The following is a 12,477-nucleotide window of genomic DNA, read 5'->3' on the forward strand; positions in this document are numbered from 1 at the left end:
GCAGGAATTCCTCCCCTGCAAGGGGGAGGTGCCCAAAGGGCGGAGGGGGTAATGATATAAACTAATTATGAACATCTACTTAATATCTGAAAGGGTTATTTTATCCGTGCATTAAAATCCGTGTAATCCGTGTAATCTGTGGCTTAATAAATTATTTCGTATAAATCGTAAATCCTCCCAGGTTCTTCATCTCAATCACAAGATTCCCTTTCTTATCTACTTTCATTGTTTTAAATCCGGCAGCACGATCTTCCTTATCATAGATAACCGCTAATTCCTCTCCCGCCAGCCAGGGTAAAGAAAGTGTTAACTTCTTTGTTTGTTCTTCTGCATTGCTACCGGCTATATACCATTTATTACCATATCGGCGGGCAACCACGAAGTATTTACCGGGGTATCCGTCTATAAACCGGGTTTCATCCCATACGGTAGGCACTTTCTTGATAAAATCGAGTACGTAATCCGGTTGCTCATTCAAATTGTTGGGGGTGATGCCCATGTGCTGTATAGCTGATTGATAGATTACTGAACTGGCTACCTGAAAAGCATCGGTTGTTTTGCGTATCGTTCCTTTTACCTGATCTTTGGAGTATTTCTTGTTGAAGAATACAGGACCAAAGTCCATGCCTGATACAGCATTCCGGGTGAATGGCAATATCGTAGAACTGTATGCTTCTCTATCTGTATGATATTGATTAAATACCAGGTTCTCAGAAACAAGCGCCGCTTCGCTGGTCATGTGATTTGGATACATACGTTCCCATCCTCGAGGAAGGGTAGTGCCATGGAAGTTAACAGAGATGCCATATTCATTGGCATCAGTTAATATATCCTCATAAAGTTTCATGGTTACCTGTTTATCTCCTCCAAAGAAGTCAACCTTAATACCTTTTACACCTAAAGACTGCATCCATTTCATCTCTTTACGACGTGCCGGAGCCGTATCCATTCGGTTGTGAGGCCCTTGTGGGGCGTCATTCCATGAACCATTTGAGTTATACCATAAAATAACGTCTACTCCTTTGGATTGAGCATAAGCAATGAGAGAAGGCATATTTTCATAGCCGATTTGTTTATCCCAAAGAGCATCAATAAGAATGTATTCATAACCAAGATCTGCTGCCAAATCGATAAATATAACCTGATCTTGATAATTGCAACTTATATCTTGCCACAGAATCCAGCTCCAGGTAGATTTGCCGGGCTTATAAACTTGTGAAGGTTCATAGAGTGGTTTTACTACATCGTAAGCAGAGGTGGTTTCTACAATAGGCTTCAAAGTCTCTCCTATAGTAATTGTTTTCCAGGAAGTTAAGAAAGGAAGTCTTGCTGTTGCCGTTGCATCGCCTACTCCGTGATTCTCTTCTTTTTCGGGAAATGCAATGGTATAGAGACCATCTTTGGTGCCTTCGCTTAATCTTGTTCCGGCATAAAGGCTACTTACGCCTGTTTCGGAGAGCATTACCCAGCCATGGTTTCCGAGGTGGAATAAAGCCGGGAAAGTGTATCCGATTCCATATTTAGAAGGTGTACCGATGGGTTCATCGAGTGTGTACTCTTCTTCATAACTGGGTTTGGTTCTCATCCAGCCTTCTCCCCAGGGAGCTTGCGGAGTAATAAAGGTGGTGGTATGTGCCGGGAAATCAAATCCGGTAAGTTCACGGTTGATTGTACAATGAGTACTTTTGGGAGATGTGATACGGTATACCAAAGAAATATCATTATTAGCTACGCGAAAGATAATTTGTAGCGTATCATTCTTTGGATTGGTATAAATACTCGTCAGCTCATTGGCTGTATAATGCACGCGACTTGCTTTGGCGTGAGTCAAACTATACGTTTCATCAATCTTCCGTGTGGTTGATTTTACGGATACAAGCTTTTCGGCGAAGCTTCCAATCGAAGTTTCTACTCCCAATGGAGATGGCTCCAGCATAACTTTGTTATTGTAAGTGACTGAATAGGAGGGTTTACCTTCATTCAGTTGCAGTTGAATCTTTAACTTGCCATCCGGGCTTTCAACTTGCTGTGCACATAGCATTCCGGGTACTATGCATAACATGGTTAATAGTTTTTTCTTCATTGTTTGTTCTGGTGTTTATTTAATCAATCTAACTTCATAAATACGTGCTGTCTCACTATTCGCAGCTTTAGGCATAAACTTAATCTGATGTACTCCTTCCTTTAGTTCCTGAGGCAACTTATACATCACCCGAATAAAATTCTCGTCTATATCCGATGTAGATGGCTCGGAAACAATTTCCACATCATTTATTAAAATGCGTGTATCAGGATTGCGATCCTTCTTATGAAGAACCAGCGCTATACTTTCCGCCGTATCTTTTACTTTAAGCTCGTAACCAAACCAGCCCTTGGCGCTGCGGAAATGGCGATTATCGCGGGTGCCTGTTTGCGAGTCCTCGTATTTAATGAAGTGATCGGATTCAGGCTGTTGTTCTCCGGGATATATTAAATCTACCGTGCGGGCGGCTAATCGGGCGGCAACCTCTTCCCGTTTAGTAATTTCTTCTTTGATGGTTTGCAGGTCTGCGCCCGTTACCTGACGGAAGTAAACCGCATACCGTGCATTATGCAGTCGGAAGAAAGGAATAAATTCGATGGTCTTTTCGGGGAAAGTCGTTCCTGTGTAAGTAAAAGCCAATTTATCTTCTTGTTTGCGAAAGAAAGATAATAACTGGTCTGCTTCTCCTACCAATAATGGAACGTTTTGCAAAGGGATTTGCTTTCCGTGGGCAATGTGTCCGCCCCGGCTGTCATCGGCATAAAGCCCTTTCAGATCTTCCGTACCCATCTTCGCTGCTAATACAATCGGACCGTATTTGAAGGAATAGAAATTGGATTGATCGGGTAATTGCTCCATCGTAAGTGACATGGGAAGTTGGATCGTTACTTCATCTCCCTTTTTCCATTTACGATGCAAAGAGATATAGCCGTTCTCGGCAGTTGGAGTATCTTCGACTTTCTTTCCATTGATACTTATAGAAACTGCTTTACTTGAATCTACCCAATTAGGATATCTTATATGCAAGGTAAATGCTTTCTTTTTACTTTCTTCGATGCGGATACGAACCTCTTCCTCATCCGGGAAACGGGTTTCCTGCGTAAGCACCACTTTCTTTGCATCCCACTGTAGGCGTGAGGGAATAAAAAGGTTGACGAATAAAGCATCATCGGTATGTGCATATATCAGTTCACCGTATTTGGTGTGATTTTCCAGTCCCGAGCCTACGCAACACCACATACTTGTATGAGGTTGAGAATAGACACGGTAATGCCCCGGTCTCATGGAGGTGAAATAAACAAAGCCTCCTTTTTCTGGTTCCTGAGAAGAAAGAATGTGGTTATAAAGTGCCCGTTCGTAATAATCCAGATAGTGCGTATCACAAGTCGTTTGATAGAACATATTGCTGAGGCGAAGCATGTTATAAGTATTGCATGTTTCGGGTCCTTCGATATCTGTTACCATGGGCTCAAAGTTATCTGCCGAGTGAAAATGTTCGCGAACGCTATTGCCCCCGATACTGACACTGCGGTTTTGAATGACTGTTTGCCAGAAGAAAGAAGAGGCATCGTCCCAGGCTTTATTCCCCTCCAGGTCAGCAATCCGCTTGTAACCGATGACTTTGGGAATTTGAGTATTGGCATGCAGACCGGTGAGTTTATCTTTCTTTTCAAGCAGCGGATTAAGAATAAACAGATGAGAGAAACGTTTAGCGAGTGTAAGATATTTCTTATCCCCGGTTATTTCATATACATCGGCAAAGGTTTCGTTTAGTCCGCCGTGTTCGCTGCGAAGCATATCCTGCATCTGCTCGTCACTTAATTGACCGGTAATGTCTATCATCCAATCTGTAAGTTTTATCAGCAGTTCTTTTGCGGTTTCATTTCCGGCAAAGAGATAGGCATCACGCAAACCGGCATACGTCTTATGTATATTGTATAAAGGTACCCATTTGCCATTCAGTCCGAAACCGGAAGCGCGAATGTTTCCTTCCTTAATTTCTTTCCACATCGGGATACTTCCGGGGGTGCCCCCTATGAATCCGGTTCCGACGGCATCTTGACATTTCTTGAGCTCATCAATCATGTAGTCAAGACGTTGCTTCATTTCTTCGTTGCCTGTACTTGCATACATCATGGAAAGTGCCGACAGATAATGTCCGCCGATGTGTCCGTCTAATCCGGTATTTTCCCAATTGGTATAAGAGGGAGCTTTGGGAGTGAGTCCGGCTTCACGTAAGTAAGGTGCGAGTAACCTGTCCGGTTCCATCGCAAGGATGTATTGAAGGTCTTTTTGTTGTGCATTTAAAAAGGGGCTTTCCAGTAGCTTTACCTTTTGAAGGGGGAAGTAGGAAACTACTTTGGGGGTTTGGGCTTTTCCGTTAAGAAGAAAACAGAAAAGGAGTATGTTAATGATGAAGGTTATTTTCATATTATATCAGGGTGTTTAAATAGGAGATGTTGGTGTAAAAAAAGGGATGATAAAGGATAAGGGGAAGCCGATCATTCTGAGTGAGGCTCACTCAGAATGACGAACTTTTATCCCTGATCTATATAGCGATAACTTCGCTGCGGTACGTTGCCGCTACTTCTTAAATTTTACAGCTGCTTCTTCGACGGGCAGGGCTGCCTTGTAGCTTTCGATGTATACGTTAAAGCCTTCTACATCTTCTGCCGAAGGTGAGATCTCAATACCGGCTTCTCCACCAAACACATGTTCATGAAGGAAATCGGCAAGAGATTGCTTCTTGTCATTGTTCACTAAGTAAGAACCTAACAGAGCAATGCCCCAGGCACCTCCTTCGCCAGCCGTCTCCATCACAGAGATGGGCGAGTTTAATGCTGCTGCAAGTATTCTTTGGCCTACGGTCTTGGTTCTGAATAATCCGCCATGAGCGGTAATTCTATCCACTTTAACCTTTTCTTCATTGAAGAGAATGTCATTACCCATCTTTAGAACACCCACAGAAGCTTGTAAGTGTGTCCGCATGAAGTTAGCCAGGTTAAACTTATCGTTGGCAGAGCGTACAAACAAGGGTCTACCTTCGGCAAATCCTGTTATGGGTTCGCCCGAGATATAGTTGAATGAAAGCAATCCTCCACAATCCGTATCGCCGGTAAGTGCATGGTTGTAGAGCTTTTCGTATACTTTATCCATATCTACAGGTATGCCCAGTAGTTCCTGATATTCTTTGAAGAGGTTTACCCAGTCGTTGAGGTCGGAGGTGCAATTGTTACAATGTACCATGGCCACTAAACTTCCGTCGGGAGTTGTTACCATATCAATCTCTTCGTGAGGTTTAGACAAGTCTTTCTCCAATACAATCATAGAGAAAGATGAGGTGCCAGCCGATACATTTCCTGTACGTTGCTCTACAGCGTTGGTTGCTACCATACCGGTGCCGGCATCTCCTTCGGGTGGACAAACGGGTACTCCTGCTTTCAGGTTTCCTGATACGTCGAGTCTCTTAGCTCCTTCTGTGGTAAGTGTTCCGGCATCTTCACCTGCGGATAATACCTTGGGTAAAATGTCAAGTAGTTTCCAACCATATCCTTTGCCGGCAATCAGGTTGTCAAACTTCGTCACCATGTGAGCATAATAATCCTTGGTATCAGGGTCTATGGGAAGCATGCCCGATGCATCGCCTACACCCAATACCTTTTTACCGGTCATCTGCCAATGGATATATCCTGCAAGCGTTGTCAGGAAATTGATGTCTTTCACATGCTGCTCATTGTTCAAGATGGCTTGATACAAGTGAGAAATACTCCATCGCAAAGGGATGTTATAAACAAACAGTTCCGACAAAGTAGCTGCTGCCTGTCCCGTGTTGGTATTTCTCCAGGTACGGAAGGGCACGAGAATTTCTTCTTTCTCATTGAATGCCATGTAACCGTGCATCATGGCACTTACGCCGATGGCTGCCAGATTCTCTATTTCGATACCATAAGCACGCTGTACGTTGGAACGAAGATCGGCATAACAATCTTGCAGGCCATTCCAGATGGCATCCATGCTGTATGTCCAAAGTCCGTCGACCAATTGGTTCTCCCAGGTGTGACTTCCTTGGGCGATGGGTTTGTTCTCCTGGTCGATCAAAACAGCCTTGATTCGTGTAGAACCAAGCTCTATCCCCAGAATGGCTTTGCCTGCTTCGATGGTTGATTTTGCATTTATCATATTAGTTGAGAGTTGAGAGTTGAGAGTTGAGAGTTAAGCTGAAAGTTACCATGCGGCATCGTAACTCTCAACTTTCAACTCTCAACTCTCAACTGGATTATTTAAGCATGTAAAATACTTCGTTCATGCGAAGTTCTTTCTTGAATTCAGGCATAGTGGTATTTTCGTCGATGACAACCAATTCGATACCTGCGATTTCGGCGTAGTCTTCCATATATTCTACAGTCAGGTCATAAGAGAAGCTGGTGTGGTGTGTACCACCTGCCATAATCCATGCACCTGCACCTACTTCTAAGTTTGGACGTGGAATCCATAAAGCAGAAGCAACCGGAAGTTTGGGAAGTGCTTTACTCTTGATACAATCCACCTTATTTACGATCATGCGGAAACGATTACCCATATCAACGATTGTAGCTGCGATACCTTCACCTTCTTTAGAAGTAAATACCAGACGAGCAGTTTCGCTGTCGATACCAATGCTTAGGCGGTGTACTTCCAATTTAGGTTTCTCGGCAGCAATTAGCGGACAAATTTCAAGCATGTGTGCCTGAAGAATGGCGCTCTTTTCTCCGTCGAAGTGTAATGTGTAGTCTTCCAGGAATGAACAGCCTTTAGGCATGCCCTGGCTCATGAACCACATGGTGCGGTACAAAGCTGCTGTTTTCCAGTCACCTTCGCCCCCGAATCCGTAACCTTCTGCCATCAGGCGTTGACTGGCAAGACCAGGTATTTGATCCATCAAACCTAAATCATTGAAGTTGGATGTAAATCCTTTTGCTCCCATATCTTTCAATAGACGACGAATGGCAATTTCTGCTTTTGCAGAGTTCCATACTTTAGTATATGCTTCTGTGCCTTCTTTTTCCAATTCAGGGCTATGGTCGTAGTCAGCGAAATATTCTTTTACTAATGCTTTTACGTCGGCATCTGATACTGCCTTGTAGTATTCCATCAGGTCATTTACAGGAACATAGTCCACATGATAACCTAACTGCATTTCTGCTTCTACTTTGTCTCCATCGGTTACGGCTACGTTATTCATTTGATCGCCGAAACGAACGATAAGCATATCTTGAGCGTCTGCCCAGGCAGCGGATACGCGCATCCAAACAGCAATCTTATCTTGTGCTGAAGCATCTTGCCAGTGACCTACAACTACTTTGCGAGGTTTGCGCAAGCGAGCGGTGATATGTCCGAACTCACGGTCGCCATGAGCGGATTGGTTCAGGTTCATGAAGTCCATGTTCATCGTATCCCATGGAATTTCTTTGTTGAACTGTGTATGGAAGTGGCACAATGGTTTGTTCAGTGCTTGCAAGCCATGAATCCACATTTTGGCAGGCGAGAATGTGTGCATCCAAGTGATTATACCGATACATTTTTCGTCGTTGTTGGCGGCTTTCATTACAGCGGTTACTTCTTTAGATGAGTTTGCTGTGCCTTTATATACTACTTTTACAGGAAGACGACCGGAGTCATTTAATCCTTTTACCATTTCATTTGAGTGTGCGTCTACTGCGATTACTGCATCACCTCCGTATAGGAGCTGTGCTCCGGTTACGAACCATACTTCATAATTTTCGAACATAATATTCTTTTTATTAGGTTATTGTTTATTGTTACTTGTACTTTTTCTTTTGTCTTGATACAAAAGAAAAAGATACCAAAAAGAAAAGATCAAGACTGAATTTACTTCGCTACTCGCGCCCTGCGTTTCGCTAAAAGACCTTAAACTCGCGCTGTGCGCTCAAACAGAAGGACTTTTTTAACGCTTCACTGTGGTTGCTCGTTTGACGCTTTGTAAATTAGGTCGTTGGGCTCCGCATGGAGCTTGGTTGCGGCATCTTACCGCTGGCCGTAGTAGGCGTTGGGGCCGTGTTTACGGCTAAAATGCTTCTCTATTAAAAGAGGGTTCATGGTTAAATTAGGGTTTGCAGCGTATGCAATGCTTGCCATTTTGGCCACTTGTTCCATGACAACAGCATTGTGAACGGCGTCGTGTGCGTCTTTTCCCCAGGAGAAAGGGCCGTGGTTCTTTACCAGTACTCCGGGAGTGTGAACGGGGTTTAGGCCTTCAAATCTCTTCACGATCACGTTACCGGTTTCCAGTTCGTATGCCCCTTCAACTTCTTCTTTGGTCATATCTGCGGTGCAGGGTATGGCATCATGGAAGTAGTCGGCATGTGTAGTACCAATGTTGGGGATATCCAAACCGGCTTGTGCCCATGCTGTAGCATAAGTTGAGTGGGTATGAACAACGCCCCCGATTTCCGGGAATGCTTTATAAAGAACCAGATGGGTAGGAGTATCGGATGAGGGTTTCAGTTTACCTTCCACTACATTTCCGTCTAAATCTACTACTACCATATCCGATGCTTTCATGTCATCGTAAGATACTCCGCTGGGTTTGATCACCACTAAACCTGATTCACGGTCAATAGCCGATACATTTCCCCATGTGAAGATAACCAACCCATGCTTTACAAGGTCAAGGTTGGCGCGAAATACTTCTTCTTTTAATTTTTCTAACATGGTGTTATTAGTTACGAGTTACGGGTTACAAGTTACGAGTAAGTGAGTCTTGTAACTCGTAACTTGTAACTTGTAACTAAAGTTTAAACTTAGGATCTTTTCGATAAGCTTTACTGTTAAACTGGTATAGTGCTGCTCCTCGTTTGGAACTATACTTATCTATTTTATCCGTTTTTTCGATATAGTCCATTTCTGCTACGCGTTTCCGGAAATTCCGTTTGTCCATTTCCTCCCCATATATAACTTCATATAGGCTTTGCAATTGAGACAGTGTGAATAATTTGGGTAACAAGTTAAAGCCTATCGGTTTGGTAGAGGCTTTCTGTTGCATGATTTTCCGGGCTTTATCGACCATTTGTTGATGGTCGAAAAGAAGCAAAGGAAGTTCATTTACGTTTACCCAATAAGCATTATGCTCTTGTACCAATTTACGGTCATATTCATCAATGTTGATGAGAGCGTAATAGGCAACGGAAATAACACGTTCATTTGGTTCGCGATCAATTGCACTAAAAGCGCCCACTTGTTCCATGTAGACTTTCTCTAATCCGGTTAATTCGAGCAGTACGCGTTTTGCGGCATCATCTGTGCTTTCGCTTTCCTGCGTGAATCCCCCCATCAGTGACCAGCCTCCTTTACACGGCTCAAAATTACGTTTTAGTAATAGCAGAAATAATTCTCCTTCTTTGAAGCCAAAGATGATGCAGTCTACTGCTACATAGAACTTAGGATTATGGCTGTAGTAAGAGTTCATTCGTTTTTTAGTATTTTAATTATAGTCACCTTATCCATCCGCATGGAAATCTGCCTGTGGCGGCTCGCCACTACCAGAAGTAGATGTAGAATGCTACGGTTATACCTAAGATGATAACAGAGTGGATAACGTCCCATTTACCCCAACTGGCACGTGTTTCGGCACGTTGTTCGGGAGTTGATGTTCCGAATACCAATCCTTGTATTTTTTCTGCCGATGGAGCAGGAGTAGCTAAACTTACCAGTACCACTACGATAATACAGAAAAGGAACATCCATCCACAGAAGAATAACCAGTTCAAATCATAGAACAGATATTTGAACAATGAATCTGCTGCTCCGGAAACATTACTGTAATATACTTTGGCACCCAGACGGGTTAGACCGATAATCATACCTGAAAGTAGTCCCCATTGTCCTCCTTTGGCAGTAGTACGTTTCCAGCAGATACCCAGTAAGAAGGCCGCTGCGATGCCCGGAGCCAATACAGATTGAACATCTTGCAGGTAAGTGTACAATACATCTCCTACGCTACGCATAATTGGAATCCAAAGGATACCTAAAATAACGATAACAACTGTAGCTGCCTGGCCGATACCTACCAACTTCTTTTCTGGTGTATTAGGTTTGAAACGTTTATAAAAGTCGATAGTAAATAACATAGCTGATGAGTTAAATAAAGAAGCTAACGAACTCATTAAAGCAGCCAGGATACCACAAACCACTAAACCTTTTACACCGGCAGGCAATAATTTAGCTACCAAGGTTGGGAAGGCTGCATCGGCATTGGTTGCTCCATTTGCAAGCATAGGTAAAAAACCTCCATCATCCAATGTTTTTTGGTGCAAAGCGAAGGCAATCATACCCGGAATAAGGAATAAGAATACAGGTAATAATTTTAAATAAGCACCAAAGATAGTACCTCTACGGGCTTCTTTTTGATTCTTACCGGAAAGTACACGTTGCACAATAAATTGGTCGGTACACCAATACCAGAAACCGATGATAGCAGAACCAACCAATGCACCCAACCATGGGAAGTTGGGGTCGTTATTACTGCGGATTAGATTAACCATTGTATCGCCTTCTGCATTTACTGTGGTTAATCCGGTAATTCTCATCATTTCATCCCATCCGCCAAGTTCTTTCAATCCAAGTACAAGAATGATTAATGAACCTAATAATAAGATAGGTGTTTGAAGTACAGAAGTGTAAAGTACCGACTTCATACCTCCGAAGATTGTATATAATGCTGTGATAAGTACCAAGCCGATAGCTGCAATCCAGAAGAAGTCAATGCCCCAAAGAGATTCGATACCGAATACTTGTTGGAATACCAAACCTCCGGCATATACGGTTACTGCTACTTTGGTTAACACATAACTAACTAAAGATATGATGGAAAGTATGGTTCTGGATTGTGAATTATAACGACGTTCCAGGAACTCCGGCATCGTATAAACCATGCTTCGTGAGTAGAAAGGTACAAATACCCATCCTAAAATAAGGATCATCCATCCTTGAATTTCCCAGTGTGCCATAGCCATACCGCTGCTGGCTCCGGCTCCTGCAAGACCTATTAAGTGTTCGGAACCAATATTCGAAGCGAAGATAGAAGCACCGATAGCAATCCATGTAGCATCACGTCCGCCCAAGAAGTAATCAGCAGAGTCGTTCTGCTTTTGTTTCATTACCCATACGATAATTCCAATAAGAGCCAGACAAAAGACTCCAATAACAATCCAATCTAATGATTGCATACTAAAATGATTTAAGTGTTAATATTATTTTTCTACTGTAAATTTATAGATACAACGACTGTTATAAGTCTGTCCCGGTTCAAGCACTACCGAAGGCCAATCTGCTTTGTTGGGGCTGTCGGGGTAATGTTGTACTTCTAAGCAAATACCACTGCGCATGTTGTATACAATGCCTTTTTTGCCTTTTACGGTACCATCGAGGAAGTTGCCTGTATATACTTGAATACCTGGCTCATTGGTATAAACTTCTACACTGATGCCGGAAACTTTAGAAGTTACTTTGGTTGCTAATTTGGTGATATCTCCGTTTGTATTTAATACCCAGTTATGATCATAACCGTTTCCATTCTTCAATTGCTCATAATCATAGTTGTTGATTTCTGCACCTACGGCTTTAGGAGTCATAAAGTTCATTGGGGTATCGGCAACAGGGAGAATTTCTCCGGTAGTCATAAAGGTGCTGTCTACAGGAGTGAAGTTATCTGCATTGATGTAAAGTATATCGTCTGTGATAGGTGTTGAAGCATCTCCCGACAGATTGAAATAGGAGTGGTTGGTCATATTGATAATCGTCTTCTTATCTGTGGTAGCTTCATATTTAATGTCGATAGCATTGTCTTCTGTTAACGTGTATGTAACTACAGCGGTTACATTACCCGGATAATTGGCATCTCCATCGGGCGAGAAACGAGTCATCTGAATGGTTGTTTCATTAATCGGTTTAGCTTTGAAAACCTGATATTGCCATCCTTCGGGACCGCCGTGTAAGCTGTGTCCAAAGTTGTTTTGAGGCAGTTGAATGATTTCTCCGTCGAGTTCGAACTTACCGTCTTTGATGCGGTTGGCATAACGACCGATAGCAGCTCCGAAGTCGCTTGGTACATTAATATAATCCTTGATGTTATCGAATCCAAGAACAACATCTTTCATTGCTCCATCTTTATCGGGGGTCATAATAGATACGATTCTTGCACCGAAGTTTGTGATGCATACTTCCATGCCTGCTTTGTTTTTAAGGGTATAAAGACTTACAGGTTGGGTATTTACTTCAGTCTGAAAATCTTTGGGGTTCAGCCCCGATAGTGTAAGTTCCGAAGCAGGCTTGCTTCCACATGATGACATCATCAAGGCGGCAATACCAAGTGGCAATAAGAGCTTTTTCATGTTCTTCGCGGTATTTGTTAGTTAATGTAAATGAGATAATTAGATTGATTTGAGTGTAAAAGTAAC

8 protein-coding genes are annotated in these 12,477 nt (G+C 42.8%); all 8 read right to left on the reverse strand.

The genetic code is table 11. The annotated features are described in order from the left end of the window. Positions 1–151: 151 nt before the first annotated feature. Complete coding sequence (locus D0T60_RS13035; RefSeq protein ID WP_163218545.1) at positions 152–2,083, reverse strand: glycoside hydrolase family 97 protein; 1,932 nt, start codon at positions 2,081–2,083, stop codon at positions 152–154. Positions 2,084–2,098: 15 nt separating this feature from the next. Next, complete coding sequence (locus D0T60_RS13040) at positions 2,099–4,453, reverse strand: glycoside hydrolase family 127 protein (protein ID WP_163218546.1); 2,355 nt, start codon at positions 4,451–4,453, stop codon at positions 2,099–2,101. Positions 4,454–4,606: 153 nt separating this feature from the next. After that, on the reverse strand, positions 4,607–6,202 hold the full coding sequence (locus D0T60_RS13045; protein WP_163218547.1) for a xylulokinase: 1,596 nt from the start codon (positions 6,200–6,202) through the stop codon (positions 4,607–4,609). Positions 6,203–6,299: 97 nt separating this feature from the next. Continuing rightward, positions 6,300–7,790 (reverse strand): L-arabinose isomerase, encoded by a 1,491-nt coding sequence (gene araA, locus D0T60_RS13050; protein ID WP_163218548.1) that lies wholly within the window; start codon positions 7,788–7,790, stop codon positions 6,300–6,302. A gap of 257 nt (positions 7,791–8,047) precedes the next feature. Beyond that, positions 8,048–8,734 carry an L-ribulose-5-phosphate 4-epimerase gene (locus D0T60_RS13055; protein WP_163218549.1) on the reverse strand — a complete coding sequence of 229 codons (687 nt, stop codon included), beginning with the start codon at positions 8,732–8,734 and terminating at the stop codon, positions 8,048–8,050. 76 nt (positions 8,735–8,810) lie between these two features. Next, on the reverse strand, positions 8,811–9,488 hold the full coding sequence (locus D0T60_RS13060) for an NrtR DNA-binding winged helix domain-containing protein (protein WP_163218550.1): 678 nt from the start codon (positions 9,486–9,488) through the stop codon (positions 8,811–8,813). Between the two features lie 70 nt (positions 9,489–9,558). After that, the gene (locus D0T60_RS13065) at positions 9,559–11,247 is read right to left on the reverse strand and encodes a sodium:solute symporter (protein ID WP_163218551.1); all 1,689 of its coding nucleotides are present in this window, start codon (positions 11,245–11,247) and stop codon (positions 9,559–9,561) included. A 24-nt stretch (positions 11,248–11,271) separates the two neighbouring features. Then, complete coding sequence (locus D0T60_RS13070) at positions 11,272–12,411, reverse strand: aldose epimerase family protein (protein ID WP_163218552.1); 1,140 nt, start codon at positions 12,409–12,411, stop codon at positions 11,272–11,274. Positions 12,412–12,477 lie beyond the last annotated feature (66 nt).

The sequence above is a fragment of the Bacteroides sp. 224 genome (genome assembly GCF_010500995.1).
GTDB lineage: Bacteria > Bacteroidota > Bacteroidia > Bacteroidales > Bacteroidaceae > Bacteroides.